The organism is Luteimonas terricola, from assembly GCF_004352845.1.
Taxonomy (GTDB): Bacteria; Pseudomonadota; Gammaproteobacteria; order Xanthomonadales; family Xanthomonadaceae; genus Luteimonas; species Luteimonas terricola.
On record NZ_SJRX01000002.1, the window covers coordinates 332,456 to 349,661 of the forward strand.

At 70.6% G+C, this 17,206-nt stretch carries 17 protein-coding genes; 9 read left to right on the forward strand and 8 right to left on the reverse strand.

Translation table 11 applies throughout. From position 1 onward, the window contains the following. Positions 1 to 30: 30 nt before the first annotated feature. Both rpoD and dtd read right to left on the reverse strand, forming a co-directional pair. Entirely contained in the window at positions 31 to 1,941 is a 1,911-nt protein-coding gene (gene rpoD, locus E2169_RS06255) for an RNA polymerase sigma factor RpoD (RefSeq protein ID WP_132985759.1), read from the reverse strand. Between the two features lie 55 nt (positions 1,942 to 1,996). Next, positions 1,997 to 2,437 carry a D-aminoacyl-tRNA deacylase gene (gene dtd, locus E2169_RS06260; protein ID WP_132985760.1) on the reverse strand — a complete coding sequence of 147 codons (441 nt, stop codon included), beginning with the start codon at positions 2,435 to 2,437 and terminating at the stop codon, positions 1,997 to 1,999. 45 nt (positions 2,438 to 2,482) lie between these two features. Here dtd and E2169_RS06265 point away from each other — a divergent pair, with 45 nt between their 5' ends. Genes E2169_RS06265 through E2169_RS06275 form a run of 3 tightly spaced genes read left to right on the forward strand, consistent with a single transcriptional unit; the run spans position 2,483 to position 5,443 of the window. Next, complete coding sequence (locus tag E2169_RS06265) at positions 2,483 to 3,409, forward strand: lauroyl acyltransferase (protein ID WP_132985761.1); 927 nt, start codon at positions 2,483 to 2,485, stop codon at positions 3,407 to 3,409. After that, on the forward strand, positions 3,406 to 3,891 hold the full coding sequence (locus E2169_RS06270) for a PH domain-containing protein (protein WP_132985762.1): 486 nt from the start codon (positions 3,406 to 3,408) through the stop codon (positions 3,889 to 3,891). Before E2169_RS06265 ends, E2169_RS06270 begins: the two co-directional genes overlap by 4 nt. Then, entirely contained in the window at positions 3,875 to 5,443 is a 1,569-nt protein-coding gene (locus E2169_RS06275) for a PH domain-containing protein (protein WP_132985763.1), read from the forward strand. Before E2169_RS06270 ends, E2169_RS06275 begins: the two co-directional genes overlap by 17 nt. Before the next feature lie 58 nt (positions 5,444 to 5,501). On the opposite strand, the gene E2169_RS06280 is transcribed toward E2169_RS06275, so the two are convergent. Next, positions 5,502 to 6,356: a glycosyltransferase family 2 protein gene (locus E2169_RS06280; protein WP_132985764.1), complete on the reverse strand. Its 855-nt coding sequence runs from the start codon at positions 6,354 to 6,356 to the stop codon at positions 5,502 to 5,504. Between the two features lie 131 nt (positions 6,357 to 6,487). Here E2169_RS06280 and E2169_RS06285 point away from each other — a divergent pair, with 131 nt between their 5' ends. Beyond that, positions 6,488 to 7,297 carry a glycosyltransferase family 2 protein gene (locus E2169_RS06285; RefSeq protein WP_132985765.1) on the forward strand — a complete coding sequence of 270 codons (810 nt, stop codon included), beginning with the start codon at positions 6,488 to 6,490 and terminating at the stop codon, positions 7,295 to 7,297. On the opposite strand, the gene E2169_RS06290 is transcribed toward E2169_RS06285, so the two are convergent. Further along, positions 7,251 to 8,288 carry a CDP-glycerol glycerophosphotransferase family protein gene (locus E2169_RS06290; protein ID WP_132985766.1) on the reverse strand — a complete coding sequence of 346 codons (1,038 nt, stop codon included), beginning with the start codon at positions 8,286 to 8,288 and terminating at the stop codon, positions 7,251 to 7,253. The genes E2169_RS06285 and E2169_RS06290 overlap by 47 nt on opposite strands. 20 nt (positions 8,289 to 8,308) lie before the next feature. Then, a complete protein-coding gene (locus E2169_RS06295) occupies positions 8,309 to 9,124 on the reverse strand; it encodes a glycosyltransferase family 2 protein (protein WP_132985767.1) in 816 nt (271 codons plus the stop codon). 154 nt (positions 9,125 to 9,278) lie between these two features. Here E2169_RS06295 and E2169_RS06300 point away from each other — a divergent pair, with 154 nt between their 5' ends. Next, entirely contained in the window at positions 9,279 to 10,211 is a 933-nt protein-coding gene (locus tag E2169_RS06300; RefSeq protein ID WP_132985768.1) for a glycosyltransferase family 2 protein, read from the forward strand. Here E2169_RS06300 and rsmB read toward each other — a convergent pair. The 3 genes from rsmB to def all read right to left on the reverse strand — a co-directional run bounded on the left by rsmB (position 10,174) and on the right by def (position 13,049). Further along, positions 10,174 to 11,517: a 16S rRNA (cytosine(967)-C(5))-methyltransferase RsmB gene (gene rsmB, locus E2169_RS06305; protein ID WP_132985769.1), complete on the reverse strand. Its 1,344-nt coding sequence runs from the start codon at positions 11,515 to 11,517 to the stop codon at positions 10,174 to 10,176. The genes E2169_RS06300 and rsmB overlap by 38 nt on opposite strands. Positions 11,518 to 11,588: 71 nt before the next feature. Further along, entirely contained in the window at positions 11,589 to 12,512 is a 924-nt protein-coding gene (gene fmt / locus E2169_RS06310; protein WP_132985770.1) for a methionyl-tRNA formyltransferase, read from the reverse strand. Between the two features lie 21 nt (positions 12,513 to 12,533). Then, entirely contained in the window at positions 12,534 to 13,049 is a 516-nt protein-coding gene (gene def / locus E2169_RS06315; RefSeq protein ID WP_132985771.1) for a peptide deformylase, read from the reverse strand. 141 nt (positions 13,050 to 13,190) lie between these two features. Here def and E2169_RS06320 point away from each other — a divergent pair, with 141 nt between their 5' ends. The 4 genes from E2169_RS06320 (at position 13,191) to E2169_RS06335 (ending at position 17,174) form a co-directional block, all read left to right on the forward strand. Further along, positions 13,191 to 14,363: a LysM peptidoglycan-binding domain-containing protein gene (locus E2169_RS06320; protein ID WP_132985772.1), complete on the forward strand. Its 1,173-nt coding sequence runs from the start codon at positions 13,191 to 13,193 to the stop codon at positions 14,361 to 14,363. A gap of 75 nt (positions 14,364 to 14,438) precedes the next feature. Then, positions 14,439 to 15,587: a DNA-processing protein DprA gene (gene dprA, locus E2169_RS06325; protein WP_132985773.1), complete on the forward strand. Its 1,149-nt coding sequence runs from the start codon at positions 14,439 to 14,441 to the stop codon at positions 15,585 to 15,587. Between the two features lie 27 nt (positions 15,588 to 15,614). Next, entirely contained in the window at positions 15,615 to 16,088 is a 474-nt protein-coding gene (locus tag E2169_RS06330; protein ID WP_132985774.1) for a DUF494 family protein, read from the forward strand. Between the two features lie 132 nt (positions 16,089 to 16,220). Next, on the forward strand, positions 16,221 to 17,174 hold the full coding sequence (locus tag E2169_RS06335; RefSeq protein WP_132985775.1) for an RDD family protein: 954 nt from the start codon (positions 16,221 to 16,223) through the stop codon (positions 17,172 to 17,174). The last annotated feature ends 32 nt before the right edge of the window (positions 17,175 to 17,206 follow it).

Here is a 17,206-nt window from a genome sequence, read left to right on the forward strand (position 1 = left end):
GGGGCTCCATGTCGTTCCTGGACTATCGACTCACTCGATATCGAGGAAGCTCCGCAGCTGCTCCGAGCGGCTCGGGTGGCGCAGCTTGCGCAGCGCCTTCGCCTCGATCTGGCGGATGCGCTCGCGGGTGACGTCGAACTGCTTGCCGACTTCCTCAAGGGTGTGGTCGGTGTTCATGTCGATGCCGAAGCGCATGCGCAACACCTTCGCCTCCCTCGGGGTGAGGCCGGCCAGCACGTCGTGCACGGTCTCGGAGAGGTTGGTGTTGGTGGTCGCGTCCACCGGGGACTCCACGTTGGTGTCCTCGATGAAGTCGCCCAGGTGGGAGTCCTCGTCGTCGCCGATCGGGGTCTCCATGGAGATGGGCTCCTTGGCGATCTTCATGACCTTGCGGATCTTGTCCTCGGGCATCTCCATCTCCTTCGCCAACTCTTCCGGCGTGGCCTCGCGGCCGAACTGCTGGAGCATCTGGCGGGAGATGCGGTTCAACTTGTTTATGGTCTCGATCATGTGCACCGGGATGCGGATGGTGCGCGCCTGGTCGGCGATCGAGCGGGTGATCGCCTGGCGGATCCACCAGGTGGCGTATGTCGAGAACTTGTAGCCGCGGCGGTACTCGAACTTGTCGACCGCCTTCATCAGGCCGATGTTGCCTTCCTGGATGAGGTCGAGGAACTGCAGGCCGCGGTTGGTGTACTTCTTGGCGATCGAGATCACCAGGCGCAGGTTGGCCTCGACCATTTCCTTCTTGGCCTTGCGCGCCTTGGCTTCGCCGTAGGCCATGGCGCGGGTGATCTCGCGCAGGTCGGCAAGCGTCACCATCATCGCCTTCTCGATGTCGAGCGTGGCCTGCTGTTCGGCGACCACCTGGTCCTTGACGTCGCGCAGGGCGCTGGCCCACTTCTGCTTGCGCTTGAGCAGGTCGTCCACCCAGCCGAGGTTGGTCTGGTTGCCGTCCCAGGCGCGGATGAAGTCCTTGCGAGGCATCCTGGCCACGCGGGTGCACAGGTCGAGGATGCGGCGCTCGTGGTCCTTGATCTGGCCGGCCACGTCGCGCAGCTTGCGGACCAGCACGTCGGTCAGCGGCAGCGGCAGCTTGAAGCTGGTGAAGGTGGCGGCCATCTCCTCGCGCAGCTTCAGCGCCTGCTTGGCGGTGGGGCCGTTCTTGGCCACGGTCTTCTGGAACTTGACGTAGGCGGCGCCCATTTCTTCCATGCGGCGCGCGACCTCGGCCGGGTCCGGGCCGGTGGGGCCGGTTTCCTCGGCGGCGGTGTCGTCCTTCTCGTCTTCCTCGTCTCCGTCGGCTTCGGCTTCGTCGTCGGCCTCGGCGGCGCCGGCCTTGGTGGCCTTGGCGGCGGGAGCAGCGGCGGCAGCGGGAGGCGGTGCAGGCGTGGCGATCGGCTCATCGTCGAGGCCGTCGGTGAAGCCGACCACGATCTCGGCCAGGCGCTTCTTGCCGCCCTTGTGCAGTTCGTAATCCTCGAGCAGCTGCTCGACCGACCACGGGAAGGTCGCCAGGGCGGCGCCCATCTGGTTCAGGCCTTCTTCGATGCGCTTGGCGATCGCGATCTCGCCCTCGCGGGTCAGCAGTTCCACCGTGCCCATCTCGCGCATGTACATGCGCACCGGGTCCGTGGTGCGGCCGCCCTCGCCGTCGAGCGCGGTCAGGGTGGCTGCGGCCTCTTCGGCGGCGGTGTCGTCGACATCGCGGTTGGCGGTCGAATCGCCGGAGAGCAGCAACTGCTCGGCATCCGGGGTGTTTTCATGCACCTCGATGCCCATGCTGTTGATCATGCCGATGATGTCTTCGATCTGCTCCGCGTCGACGAGATCGTCGGGCAGGTGATCGTTGACCTCGGCATAGGTCAGGTAGCCCTGCTCGAGCCCCTTTGAAATCAGGAGCTTGATATCGGACTGCGGGGCTGGACGCTCGATCGCCATGTGGCGCTCACCGTGGAAAAGGGGAACCCGTAATTATACCATCCGGCGCGAGGGCTCAGGACCGCAGCAGGAAGGTGACTGGACCATCATTGACCAGACTTATCGTCATATGGGCCCCGAAGCGGCCAATTTCCACCCCCGGGGCGTGAAGACGCCGACATTCGGCGACCAGGGCGCCGAATATCCGTTCAGCTTCGTCCGGCGGCGCGGCCGTGCTGAAGCCCGGGCGCAGGCCGGAGCGGGTGTCGGCGGCAAGGGTGAACTGGCTCACCAGCAGCAAGCCGCCGCCGGTGTCGGCCAGCGAGTGGTTCATGCGGCCGGCATCGTCGGCGAAGACGCGGTAGGCGAGCAGCCGCGGCGCCATCTTCGCGATCTCGGCGGCGCCGTCGCCGGGCTCGATGCCCGCCAGGACCAGCAGGCCCGGGCCGATGGCGCCCACGGTCTCGCCGGCCACCTCCACGCTGGCCCGGGTCACGCGTTGCAGCAGCAGGAGCATCGAAAGGCAGCCTCGGGAACGGGATCGGCCGGATAGACTCTAGCGATGACCGAGTTCCTCGCAAGCCTGTTGCACTGGGGGGCCACCGCCGTCGGGCGCCTGCCGTGGGCGCTGCAGCGCGCGTTGGGCAATGCCCTGGGTGGACTGACCCGCCGGCTGGGCACCCGCGAAAGCGTGGTGGCGCTGCGCAACCTGGAGCTGGCCCTGCCCGGGCTGGACGCCGCCGGCCGCCAGTCCCTGCACCGCGAGGTGATGCGCACCACCGGCCGCCAGGCCATCGAGACCCTGCGCCTGTGGACCCGGCCGCATGCAGACAACCTGCGCCTGATCCGCGAGACCCACGGCGAAGACCTGTTCGATGCCGCCACCGCCGCCGGCCGCGGGGTGATCGTGGCCGCGCCCCACCACGGCAACTGGGAGCTGCTCAACCAGTGGCTGGCCGCCCGGACGCCGCTGGCGATCCTGTACAAACCGCCGGCATCCAGCGTGGGCGAAGCCTTCCTGCGCCGGGTGCGCGCCGATACCGATGCCGACCGCATTACCCAGGTCCGCGCCGAAGGCCCCGGCATCCGCCAGCTGTACAAGACCCTCAAGGACGGCGGCGTGATCGGGATCCTGCCCGACCAGCAGCCCAAGGCCGGCGACGGCGTCTTCGCTCCCTTCTTCGGCAAGCAGGCGCTGACCATGACCCTGCTCTCGCGGCTGGCCGAGCGCAGCGGGGCGGCGGTGCTGTTCGCCTGCTGCGAGCGCCTGGACGGCCGCGACCTCGCCTACGCCCTGCGCATCGACCCGGCACCGGACGGCATCGACCACCCGGATACCGCGGTGTCGGTGGCCGCGCTCAACGCCGGCGTGGAAGCCATGGCACGGCGTGCACCGGCGCAGTACCAGTGGACCTACAAGCGCTACACCCTGCGGCCGCCGGGCAGCGGCGAGACCAACCCTTACCGCGACCTGGAGATCGGACGATGACCGCGAACACCGGCTGGCAGCCACTGCCGGCTCGCGCGCGCAGCCTGTTCCTGCTCGCCCATGGCGCCACCTGGGGCGCGTTGGCGCTGGTCAGCCTGGTGCCCATCACCCTGCTGGTGCCGCGGCCGCTGCCGGCCCTGCCGTTGGCCCTGGCCAGCCTGGTGCTGCTGCCGGCCTGGGGCCTGTGGATGGCGATCCGCCGCTACCGCTACACGCGCTGGCTGCTCGACGACACCGGCCTGGGCTACCGCCGCGGCCGCATGTGGCAGACCGAGACCCGGGTGCCACGCACCCGCGTGCAGCACGTCGACCTCAAGCACGGCCCGCTGGAGCGCCGCTTCGGGCTGGCGACCCTGGTGGTGCATACCGCCGGCACCCGCGACAGCGCCGTGGCCGTGGCCGGGCTCGACGCCGCCGAAGCCACGCGGCTGCGCGACCGCCTGGCGCAGCAGGTGGACGACGACGATGCCGACGACGCCTGAGGTACCCGGCACGCCGGAGTCCACGGACGCGTCGCAGCCGACCGGCGCGCCGCTGCTGCCATCGGGCGGCGACGAACGCCGCCTGCACCCCTGGTCGTGGCTGTTCGTGCTGCTGCAGCAGCTGCGCCAGTTCATCGTGCCGCTGCTGGTGCTGGTGTTCCTGGGCCGCGGCGACAGCTACGCGCTCTGGCCGCTGGTCGGCGTGGCGGTGCTCGCGGCGGCCTCGATCTGGCGCTACTTCACCTACCGCTACCGTGTCGACGACGACCGGCTGGTGGTCCGCGAAGGCCTGCTAGAACGCCAGGTGCGGCAGGTGCCGTTCGCGCGGATCCACAACGTGGCCCTGCACCAGACGCTGCTGCACCGCCTGTTCGGCGTGGCCGAAGTGCGCCTGGAGTCGGCCGGCGGCACCAAGCCCGAGGCCGAGATGCGCGTGCTGCGCATGGACGAGGCGCTGGCGCTGGAGCGCCTGATCCGCACCCGCGGCGCGGCGGCCGCCGATACCGGCGATGTCGAGGGCGAAGGCGTCGCGGCCGGCCACGGCGATGGCAGGCTGCTGCTCGCGCTCCCGGTTGCCGAGCTCCTGCGCCTGGGTCTGGTGAGCAACCGCGGCATGGTGGTGGTCGCCGGTGCGTTCGCCGTGTCCTGGCAGGTGCTGCCCGACCGCATGTTCGCAGTCGCGGTGCAGGACGCCGCGGGCAAGGCCTTCGGCTACGCCAGCAGCCTCGCCGACGGCATGGTCGCGCGCGCGGCGGCGATGGCCCTGGTAGTGGTGGTGGCGCTGGCCCTGCTGCGCGTGCTCTCGGTGGCGCTGGCGCTGCTGCAGTACCACGGCTTCCGGCTGCTGCTGCAGGGCCGGCGACTGACCGTGGAGCGCGGCCTGCTGACCCGCCTGCGCACCAGCGCGCCGCGGCAGCGGATCCAGTCCTGGACGCTGCGCGAAGGTGTGCTCCACCGCCTGCTGCGGCGGCGCGCGCTGCATATCGACACCGTCGCCAGCGCCGGCGAGGGCGGTGAACAGCGCGGCCTGCGCGAACTGGCGCCGATCGCCACGCCCGAGGCCTGCGATGCGCTGGTGCGCGAGGTGCTTCCCGGCGTGGCCTGGCCGCCCGTGGGCTGGCGGCGGCTGCATCCGCGCGCGTGGCAGCGGCTGGCGCTGCCCGGACTTGTCTTTTCAGCGCTGGCGACGGTTGCCGCCTGCTGGTATTTCGGCCTGCCGGGCCTGTTGGCCCTGGCCTGGGCGCCGTGGGCGGTCCATGCCGCCCGCCAGCACGCATGGCGCGCGGGCTATGCGCTCGACGCCCGCATGCTTGCGGTGCGCGAAGGCTGGTGGACACGGCGCTGGCGCTTCGCCGAGATCGAGAAGCTGCAGGCGCTGAGCCTGCAGCAATCGCCGCTGGACCGCTGGTTCGGCATGGCCACGCTGTGGCTCGACACCGCCGGCGCACGCCCCACCACGCTGCTGCAGCTGCGCTTCCTGCCCGAGGCCGAAGCGCGCGCCCTGCACGGCCGGCTGGCGGCGGAGCTGGCGCGGATGCCGCTGCGCTGGTAGCGGCGCGCAGCTGACCGCTGCTGCGGTGAGGCTCGTCGTCCCCGGGCCCGTCCGCAGTTCAGGCCGCAGCGTCGAGTGCGACGGGTGCGGCGCCAGACTGGATGCCGAACTCCGTCCAGGTCCGCTTGCCGGAACGGGTCTCCGCGCGCAGGGCGCGGTTGAAGGCGATGCTCTCTTCGGTGGCATAGCCACGCGGATGGTCGAGGTGGACCACGACCGCGCGGTGGCGGATGCGCTTGCCGCGGATCCCGGCGTTCTCCATCCGCTCGCCGAACTCCCGGTCCTGGCCCCCGTAGCGCATGCGCTGGTCGAAGCCGTTGATCGCCAGCACGTCGCGCGTCCAGCCCGAGGCGTTGTGCCCGTTCCAGCTCGCGCGGGCAGGGCTGACCACGTCCAGCAGGCGCGCAGTGGCCGGGCCTGCGGTCAGCTTGCGGTCGCGGTGCGAGCGCGGCATGCCGCTGGCATGGAGCCAGCGCGCATCGAAGCAGCGCTGGCCGTGGATGTCGTCGGCGGTGATTGCGCGGCTCGTCGCCATCGGGAGCTTGTGGTAACCCCCCGACAGGAAGCGCCCCGGCGCGCGCTCGCGCAGGTGGGTGGAAACGAAATCCGCCCGCGGAATGCAGTCGCCGTCGGTAAACACCAGGTAGTCCGAACGCGCGGCGGCGATCGCCATGTTCAGCGCCTCGCACTTGCGGAAGCCTTGATCCGGCTGCCAGAGGTGGCGCACCGGCATCGGCAGCAGCGGCCGCAGCGCCTGCAGGCGCTCCCGGGTGAAGTCGTCGCTGCCGTCGTCGGCCACCAGCACCTCGAAGTCGACGCGGTCCTGTACCGCGAAACCGAGCAGCACCTTCTCCAGCCAGTCCGGCTGGTTGTAGGTGGTGAAGATGACGCTGGCGGCGGGGGCATGTTCCATCAGGCAATGATGACACCCGACGATGACAGCGCGCCTACGCCCGGGCGACAACCTTGTTGCAATGCCGGGCGGTGATACTCCGGGAACGCCCGACATCCGCACCCGCCAACCGGCCCTGCCCACCGCCCACCATGCCGACCCCGATCTCCGCCACCGTGATCACGTTCAACGAAGCCGACCGCATCGGCGACTGCCTGGCTGCGCTTGCGTTCTGCGACGAGGTCCTGGTGGTCGACTCCGGATCGACCGACGCCACCCGCGAGATCGCCGCAGCGGCCGGCGCACGCGTCCTGGTGCGGCCGTTCGACGGCTTCCGCAGCCAGAAGCAGTTCGCCGTGGAACAGGCCACCCACGACTGGGTGCTGAGCGTCGACGCCGACGAGTGCGTCACCCCCCAACTGGCGGCTTCGATCCAGGCCGAGCGCGCGCGCGGGTTCGAGGGCGCCGCCGGCTATCGCTTCGCGCGCTGCTCGGAATACTTCGGCCGCTACCTGCGCCACGGCAACGCCTATCCGGACCGCAAGCTGCGGCTGTTCGACCGTCGCCGCGGCGGCTGGCGCGGCGATCGCGAGATCCACGAGACCGCGAGCGTCGACGGCCCGGTCCGCACCCTGGCCGGTGACCTCCTGCACCACCCGTTCCGGTCGTTCGAGCACCAGCTCGCCAAGGGCCGCCAGTACGCGCAGATGATGGCCGAGCATGCAAACGCCCGAGGCAGGCGCGCCACGCTGGGCAAGCTGGTCCTGGCGCCGGCGTGGCGGTTCTGGCGCGGATACCTGCTGCGCGGCGGTTTCCGCGATGGCTGGGCGGGGCTGGTGTACGCGTACGTCACCGCCGACACGGCACGCCAGAAGACCGTCCGCCTGTGGCTGCTGCAGCGCGCGGCCGGTGACGTCAGCAGCGCGCCGGGCCCCAATAACCGATCCGGCGGCGCAGCCTGAGCTTTCGCCACAGGTTGCGCGGCCTGGGTACACGGTTGCGGCCACCACGCGCGAGGAAGTCGTCGATCGCCTGCAGTACCCGTTCGCTGCTGCAGCCGTCACGCGAGGGGTGGATTTCGTCGCCGTAGGCGCGGATGGCCTCCATCAGTTCCGGCGGGCGCGACAGCGCGCGGGCGATGGCCGGCTCGAAGTCGGCCGGAGCGTCGATGTCGATCAGCTGCGGTCCCGGGCGGCGGTTGCGGAAGGTCACGACCGGCTTGCCGGTGAGCAGGAACTCGTTGAGCGCCGATGATGTGTCGGAACACATCATGTCGACCTGCGGGAACAGCTCGAGGATGTTGTCGTTCTCGGCGAATGTCAGGTGATCATTCTGCAGCGCCTTGAACTTCGCCACGGTCTCCGCCGCCATCTTCGGGTGGAAGGTGACGATCCAGCGCCAGCGGCCGTCGCGCGACAGCCGCCGCACCTCTTCGTACAGGGTCTCGGCGGCGCTCCACGAAGGCGAGAACGTGGAGTGGTAGAGGATGACCGGGACGTCGCGCACGGGCGGGAGCGGGCCCGCGATCGAGCGCATGAAGGGATCGAGCTTCGGCCAGCCGGTTTCAGCGACGCTGAAATGCCCCAGCCTCTCCGCCAGCGCCTGGAACTGGACGGTGTCGCGCGGTCCGGTGGTGCAGTACAGGTCGAAGAAGCCGCGGATGTAGATGTGCCGCGGCTTGCCCGCGTCGAAGCCGTGGAAGACCTCCACCTTCGCGCCGGGAAAGAAGTGCGGCAGGTGGTTGCCGGGCGTCAGGACCGCGTCGGGGTGCCAATGGCGCACGCCCTGGACGTCGAGCAGGGTCTCGCCCTCGACGAGGTCGGCAGCGCCGGGGCCATCGAAGAACCACGCCGTCGCATCGCCACGCGCGCGGATGGCGTCCTGGATCGGGCGCAGGATCGCCAGCGCATAGCGCTCGGAGCCGTACAGGAGATAGTGGCGCGGCTGTCTCATCGGAACTCCGGGGGCAGGTGTCAACGGTCGAGGCCATGGCGCAGCAGGACCGCGCGGGCTTGCTCGACGGACTCGGGGTTGCGCACCATCTCGTAGTAGCGGATGCGCTTGTAGACCGCGTACGCGGCCGCGGTATGCGCCACCACCAGGCCGCGCCAGCCATCGAGGAGGGCCAGGCGCAGCAACGCCTCCTTGGCGAACGATGCCACATACACCAGGGGCGCCATCCACACGCGCGGCGGCCGGCCGCGCTCGAGCCAGTCGCGGCACTTGAGCTCGGCGTAGCGCAGCACCTTCAGCTGTTTGTGCGGAAGCGTGGGGTTGTGCAGGTGTTCGAACGCGACATCGAGCGATTCCGCACGCCCGTCCCAACGCAGCGACTCATGCACGCGGGCATCGCTCCACCGCGCGCGCCCGCGGTGGTAGAGCCGGGCCATGCGTTCGCCCACCATCGGTCGGTACCAGCGCATGGGCGCACCCATGTACAGGGTGCGCCGGCGCAGCACGGCCACGGCCGCGTCACCCGCAAGCACTCCGGGCAGCAGCCGGGTGAGGTGCATCGCATCCTCGGGGCCGAAGTACTCGTCCGCGTCCAGGACCAGGATCCAGTCGTGGCTGGCCTGGGTGGTGGCAAAATTGCGCTGCGCGCCGAAGCCCAGCCAGTCCTGGTGGACCACGCGCGCGCCATGGGCCTGCGCGATCGCCGCGGTGTCGTCGTCGCTCCCGCTGTCGAGCACCACCTTCTCGGCGGCGAAGGGCACGCTATCCAGGCAACGGGCGATATTGGCCGCCTCGTTGTGCGTGATGACGAGCAGCGTGAGCGGCAGGGTCGGCATCGGGCAATGGTAGCGGACACGACCACCGTTACCACTTGAAGAAGGATTCTTGACGCCGCGTTAACGGTCATGGGAGAACCCTGCGCGGCCTTGACTGACCAGCGGCGCCTGCGGGGGGCAGGCGGCGTGGCATCCACCCACACCACGTCTCCCAATGCCCTTTCCCCGCACGCCCCGCCTTCACCGCGTCGCTCCGTCGGGACCGCCGGCCTCCATCAGCCTCGTGGTGACCACCTACAACTGGACCGAGGCGCTGGCGCGGGTGCTCGACAGCGCCGCCCGACAGACCCGTCCACCCGATGAAGTCATCGTGGCCGACGATGGCTCGTGCGCGCTCACCTCGGACCTCGTCGCCACAGTGGCCGGCGGCTATCCGGTGCCGCTGCGCCACGCCTGGCAAGACGACCTCGGCTTCCGTGCCGGGCGTGCGCGCAACCTCGCGATCGCCGCGGCGCAGGGCGAGTACGTGCTTCTGCTGGACGGCGACATGGTGCTCGAGCGCCACTTCGTCGCCGATCACGCACACGCGGCACGGCGCGGCAGCTTCGTGCAGGGTTCGCGCGTGCTGACCAGCCCAGCGTTCCGCGAGCGCATGCTCGCCCGGCCCGATGCGCAACCCACGCCGCTGTCCCGGGGGGTCGCGCGCCGACGCAACGCCCTGCGCTCCCTGGCGCTCTCCGACGCCTGGCTGTCCATGAACAGGCGCACCACGCCGCATGCCATCAAGACCTGCAACCAGGGCTGGTGGCGCACGGATCTGCTGCAGCTCAACGGCTTCGACGAACGCATGGAAGGCTGGGGGCGCGAGGACCTCGAGCTTGCCTGGCGCGCGCACCATGCGGGCATCAACTGCCGGCAACTGCGCTTCGCAGGACTTGCCTACCATCTCCACCACGAGGAGCGGCACAGCGACGGCGAGAGCCCGAACGATCGCTTCGTCGCCGAGACCCGGGCGCACGGCCTGCTCCGCTGCGAACGTGGACTTGATCACCACCTGGACGCGGCACGGCGCGCGCCGCTTCCCGACCTGCGTGTCGCACGCCGGCAGCCTAGGCCCCGCCCGCGGCCTTGCGCAGCCGGGCGATGAAGAAGCCGTCCATGCCGTCTTCGCCCGGCAGCCGCTGACGCCCGGGGATCACGCCGTCCAAACGCACGCCGTCCACGGACACGCCGCGTCCGAACCCGTCGTCGAGCGGCTCGAGCAGCGCATCCGGGGTACGCACCAGGAATGCCGCCACCTGCGCCTGGTTTTCCTGCTTGAGGATGGAACACGTCGCGTAGACCATGACGCCGCCCGGCGCGAGCGTGCTCCATAGCGCATCGAGCAGGCGGGCCTGGAGCGCGACCAGCGCGGCCACGTCGGAGGCGCGCCGATGCAGCAGCACGTCGGGCTGGCGGCGGATGATGCCGGTGGCCGAACAGGGCGCATCCAGCAGGATCGCGTCGAACGCGACGCCGTCCCACCACGCCGCGGGTCGGGTTGCATCCCCCGCAAGCAGCGTCGCCCCGGCGCCCAGCTGCAGCCGGTCCAGAGTGGTGCGCACGCGGCGCAGGCGCTGCGGATCCACGTCCAGCGCCGTCAGGCGCAGCGTCGGCTCGCGTTCCAGCAGGTGCGCGGCCTTGCCGCCGGGCGCGGCGCAGGCATCGAGCACGCGGGCGCCGGCGGCCGGCGCGAGTGCGTCGGCCACGCGCTGCGCGGCGCCGTCCTGCACCGACACTGCGCCGGTTGCAAAGCCCGGAAGGCTCGCGACCGGCACCGGGACCTGCAGGCGCAGGCCGTCGTCGAGCCCGGCCACCGCCTCCGCTGCGATGCCGGCGTCGATCAGCCTGGCGGCGTAGCCATCCCGCGACTGCTGCTGCCGGTTGACCCTGAGCCACAGCGGAGGGAGCTGTTCGCTGGCCTCCAGGATCGCGGCGGCATCCTCCGGCCAGTCCGCGGCGATGCGTTCACGCAGCCACCCCGGCCAGTGGGCATGGGCGGGCGCGGCGGGCAGTCCTTCGCGCTGGGCCCGGCGCAGCACGGCGTTGACCAGCCCCGCCTGGTGCGCCCGGCCGAGCGCGCGCGCGGCCTCGACCGTGGCCGCCACCGCGGCGTGCGCCGGCAGCTCGAGCGGGTCGAGCTGGGCGAACCCCGCGAGCAGCAGCGCGCGCAGCTCCCGGTCGCGCCGGCCCAGCGGACGCGGCAGCCAGGCCGCCAGCGCCGCGTCGTAGCGGGCCGGCTGGCGCAGCACGGCGAAGCAGATCGCTTCCACCAGGGCGCGGTCGCGGACGTCGGGCAGCGCACCCTGCGCCGCGCCAAGCGCGTCCTTGAGCGACTGCCCCTGGTGCAGGACCGCATCGAGGACGCGCGCGGCGACCACGCGCGAACGGGTTCCGGGCGAAAGCTTTTCCATCGCGCCATTGTCCGCGCTCCGCCGGCGCCGCGCATGCGGCGTGGCTGGTGGACGCCGAGGCGAGCTGGCGACTACGCCCCCGCCGCCAGGTCACGGCGGGCATTGAGGTAATCGGCGGCGGTGATCGCCTTGCCACCGTCACGCTGCAGCACGCGGACGCGCAGCGCACCCTCGCCGCAGGCCACGTCGATGCCTTCGCGCCCGGCCGCAAGCACAGTGCCGGGCGTCGCGCCGGATGGCGCAGCGATGGCGATCGCGCCGTGGATGCGCACGCGCTCGCCGGCCAGCACGGCTTCCGCCATCGGCCAGGGATTGAAGGCGCGGACTTTGCGCTCCAGCGCTTCGGCCGGCTGCGACCAGTCGAGCTTCGCCTCGGCCTTGTCGAGCTTGTGGGCGTAGGTCACGCCGTCGTCCGGCTGCGGCCGCGGCACCGGGCGGATGCCGGCGCGCAGCAGACCGAGCCCGTCGGACAGCACCTGGGCACCGAGATCGGCAAGCCGGTCGTGCAGCTGGCCACCCGTCTCCCCTTCGCCGATCGACAGCGACTGCGACAGCAGCACCGGGCCGGTGTCCAGGCCCTTCTCCATCCGCATCAGGCAGACGCCGGTTTCGGCATCACCGGCCTCGATCGCGCGCTGGATCGGCGCCGCGCCGCGCCAGCGCGGCAGCAGCGAAGCGTGCACGTTCCAGCAGCCGTCTTCGGGGATGTCGAGGATCTTCTGCGGCAGCAGCAGGCCGTAGGCCACCACCACCATCAGGTCGGGCTTGAGCGCACGCAGCGCATCGCGCGCGACCTGCGTTTTCAGGCTCTCCGGCTGCAGCACCGGGATGCCGCGCGACAGCGCCTCGAGCTTCACCGGCGAGGCCTGCAGGCCGCGGCCGCGCCCCGCGGGACGGTCGGGCTGGGTGTAGACCGCCACCACTTCCGCCTTGCCGCAGGCGGCGCGCAGCGCAGGCACCGCGAACTCCGGCGTCCCCGCAAAGACGACCCTCATCGGCCGGCCCCGCGGCGGCGGTCAGTCGCCATGCCGGCGCAGCTTGTCGTACTTCTTCATCGCCCGCTCGCGCTTGAGCGGCGAGAGGTGGTCGATGAACAGCTTGCCGTCGAGGTGGTCGACTTCATGCTGCACGCAGGTGGCGAGCAGGCCGTCGACGGCCATCACGAACGGCTTGCCATGGCGGTCGAGCGCCTCGACCTCGATGCCGTCGGCGCGGGTGACGTCGGCGAAGATGCCCGGGATCGACAGGCAGCCCTCCTGGTGCACGCGCAGCTCGGCCGAGCGCTCGCGGATCACCGGGTTGATGAACACCAGCGGCTGCTCGTGGCCCTCGGTGACGTCGATCACCATGAAGCGCTCGTGGACGTCGACCTGGGTGGCCGCCAGGCCGATGCCCGGTGCTTCGTACATGGTCTCGAACATGTCGTCGAGCAGCCGCTGGAAGGCCGGATCGGCAATGCCGGCCGCCTCGCGCTCGGCGGCGACCTTGCGCAGATGGGGATGGGGGTGTTCGAGAATCGTGATCAGGGACATGCGGGCGTGTGATAAAGGGTGGCAGCCGTCACAACCGGGCGGCACGGCGGGTAATTGTAGCGCCCGCAGGCTTGCGCCGGATCGGTTCCTGTAGGCATAGTGCGGCCGCTATACGGGGAAATCTCCAAGGGGAGCAAGTAGATGGCCGGCAAGCTTCAGCGCCTTTCTCAAGCGCTACGCACGGGTATTGCGGTGGCGATGCTCACGGTGGCGACGTACGCGGCGGCCCAGGGCCTGCGCGGCGACCACCCGGATACATATGTGGTCCAGCGCGGCGACACGCTGTGGGACATTTCGGGTCGTTTCCTCGAGAAGCCCTGGCTGTGGCCGGAAATCTGGCAGGCCAACCCGCAGATCGCGAACCCGCACCTGATCTATCCGGGCGACGTGATCAGCCTGGCCTACCTCAACCGCGTCGGCGTCACGCCCGGCCCGCGGACCGAGGCCGCGCCGATCAACGCCATCCCGCTGTCCGAGGTCGAGCCCTTCCTCAAGGACCTGCGCGTGGTCGACGCCTTCGACCACATGCCCTACGTGGTCGGCCTGGAAGACGACCGCATGCGCGCCAGCCGCGGCCAGGTGGTCTACGTGCGCGGCCTTGCCGACGCCGTCGCGGGCACGCGCTATGCGGTGCTGCGCCCCACGGTGCGCTACACCCACCTGCTGCGCGCGGGCATGTGCTGCGACACCTTCGACAAGGACGAGTTCGACGCCACCGGCCGCCGCAGCGTCGACTTCGGGAAGTTCTGGGCCAACGTGGTCATGCCCGACAAGGGCCAGGAAGTGCTGGGCCACGAGCTGATGCGCGTGACCGCCGGCACCGTGACCCGTGGTGAAGTCGGCGGCATCCAGGCCAGCACCCTGCTGCTCGACGAGGAGGGCCGCGAGGTCCGCATCGGCGACCGCGTGGTGCCGGTGGACGCCCAGGCCTACGACCTGCAGTTCTTCCCGCATCCGCCGAAGGTCCAGACCGACTACGGCAAGGCGCGCGTGCTGGCGGTGACCGACATGCTCACCTCCGGCGGCCCGCGCGACGTCATCGCGCTGTCGGTCGGCGCCCGCGAGGGCGTGGACAACGGCACCGTGTTCTCGATCTGGCGCGAGGGCAGCAACGTCGTCGACCGCGTCGAGAAGGGCCTGGACCGCGAAGAGGACACGGTGTTCTTCGAGAACAAGGTGCGCCTGCCCGACGAGTTCGCCGGCCACGTCATGGTGTTCCGCACCTTCGACCGCATGAGCTACGGCCTGGTCATGGACAGCATCAAGCCGACGCGCGTGGGCTACCACCTGAAGCATCCGGACGCGCCTTACTGAGGCCGCGGCCTTTCCCGACCGTGACATGCGACGGCGCCCCAGGGCGCCGTCGTCGTTTGCGGGCCAGGCTGGGCCATGGACAGCGAAGACACCCTGGCGCTGCTGCGGCTGCTCGCCGCCGGCGGCCGCAGCGAACCCCGGCGCAGGCTGCTCGATAACCATGGCAGCGCCACGGCGGCGCTCGCGGCCGGACGCACGGCCTGGCGCGCCGCCGGCCTGGACGCCGCCCAGCAGGGCGCCCTGTGCGCCCGCAGCGGCGGTGACGATGTCACGCGATGGCGGCGCTGGCTCGAGGCCGCGCCCGGCCACCGGGTCATCGGCCTGCACCAGCCGGACTATCCCTCGCTGCTGGCCCGCCTCGGCAATGCACCCCTGGCGATCTGGGTGCTGGGCGATCCCGACCTCCTCTGGCACCCGTCCGTGGCCGTGGTCGGCAGCCGCGCGGCCAGCGCAGGCGGCCTCAGGAACGCCTTCGACTTCGCCCGCGCCTTCGCCGTCTCCGGCCTGGCGGTCACCAGCGGCATGGCCGCCGGCATCGACACCGCCGCCCACGAGGGCGCGCTGGCAGCGCCGGCCGGGCGCACCGTGGCCGTGCTCGGCACGGCCATCGACCGGCCTTATCCGCAGCGCAACACCGGCCTCTACGACCGGATCGCCGCCACCGGCACCGTGGTCAGCGAGGTCCCACCCGGCATGGCGTACAGCAGCGGCTCATTCCCCAGCCGCAACCGGATCCTGATGGGCCTGTCGCTGGGCGTGGTGGTGGTCGAGGCGGCGCTGCGCTCCGGCGCCGCGATCACCGCCCGCCTCGCCGGCGAGGCGGGACGGGAGGTCTTCGCCATCCCCGGCTCGATCCACAACCCCAAGGCCCGCGGCTGCCACCGCCTGATCCGCGACGGCGCCGGCCTGGTGGAGACACCGGCCGAAGTCGTCCAGGCGCTGGCCACGGTCGCGACCAGCCTGGGCGACGACTTGCGCGGGCGCTTGGCCGCCCCCATTGAAGTGTCCGGGACCGCTGACGGGGTGGCCGGCACCGCCGGCCTGCCCGCAGGCTCCGACCACCAGCGCTTGTGGCACGCGCTGGGCCACGACCCCACAGGTATGGATGACCTGGTCTCGCGCACCGGATTGACGGCCGCGGAGCTAGGCAGCATGCTGCTGCTCATGGAGCTGGAGGGTCGTGTCGCGGTCGAGCACGGCCGGTATTCCCGAACGTCTCAATAACGCGCCCCCGGGCGCAGGCCGGGGGAAATGAAAGAGAGCATCCTGGACGTCCTGCTCTATCTGTTCGAACACTACTTCACCGAAGACGCGGACCCCGTCCGCGACCGCGATTCCCTGCAGAGCGGCCTGCTCCAGGCCGGATTCAGCCCCGCCGAAACCAGCAAGGCCTTCGATTGGCTCGACGCCCTCGCGGCCCAGCGCCCGGTGGACGCCGCGCAGCGCGCCGACGGCCCCACGCGCCTGTTCTCCCAGCGCGAAGAGACCAAGCTGGACGTCGAATGCCGGGGTTTCCTGATGTTCCTGGAGCAGCACGGCGTGATCGACGCCGACCGCCGCGAACTGGTGGTCGACCGCGCCATGGCGCTCGACCAGGACGAGCTCGACCTCGACGACCTCAAGTGGGTGGTGCTGATGGTGCTGTTCAACCAGCCCGGTGCCGAGGCGGCCTACGCCTGGATGGAGACCCAGATGTTCGTGGACGAGCCGGAAACGGTGCACTGATCCACGTCTCCGGTCGCTGACCGGCCAGTTCCGCGGCGGAAACGGCCACAATGGGCGGTTTCATCAGCCGCCACACCACACACTTCAGACCACCGCCGCGCTTCGCGGCGGTCATCTTGCCGGGGAGGGCAGATGCAAAGCACGCAGCACACCGAAGACGTCGTCTACGCGGGATTCTGGCGGCGGTGGGCCGCCCTGTTCATCGACCAGCTGATCCTGGGCGTGGGCTTCTATGGCACCTTGTTCGCAGTCGCCATCCTGGTCGGCATCGCCGGCGGCATGGAATGGATCGAAACCCTTGATTCGGGCGATGCGAATCCGGCCGTGATGGTCGCCTACATCGGCTTCGTGCTGCTCTACTACGTCGCCGCCGCCCTGTATTTCTCGCTGTTCGAGAGCTCGCGCCACCAGGCCACGCCCGGCAAGATGGCGCTGGGCATCAAAGTGGTGGACCAGCACGGGCAGCGGCTGTCGTTCGGCCATGCGCTCGGGCGCTGGGTGGCCGCGACACTGTCCTACCTCACGCTGTACATCGGCTTCCTGATGGCCGCGTTCACCGAGCGCAAGCGCGCCCTGCACGACATGGTCGCCGGCACCCTGGTCGTGGATCGCTGGGCCTTCAGCGAGCACCCCGAACGGCAGCGCAGGGACCTCGGCGGCTGCCTGATCGCGGCCATCCTGGTGGTGGTGCTGATGTTCGGGATCGCCATCCTCGGCATCCTGGCCGCCATCGCGCTCCCGGCCTACCAGGACTACCTCCAGCGCTCACGGGTGATGCAGGCGATGACCGACACCGCCCCCCTGAAGACGATGGTCGCCGACTTCCGGACCGCTGAGGGCCGCTGTCCGTTCAACGGTGAAGGCGGGATCGGCCCGGAGGAAAGCATCGGCGGCACCCTCGCCAGCCGCGTGGTGGTCGGCAGTTTCGACGACGGCAGCTGCGGCATCGAGCAGGAACTCGGCAATACCGGCCACCCGGACCTGGATGGCGGCACGATCTGGTGGCAGCTGGACCTGGACGATGCCCGGTGGCATTGCTCCTCCGACATCAGGGATGCCTGGCTGCCGCAGGAGTGCCGCGGCTGAAGGATTTTCACGCAAAGCCGCTTGACAGTCCC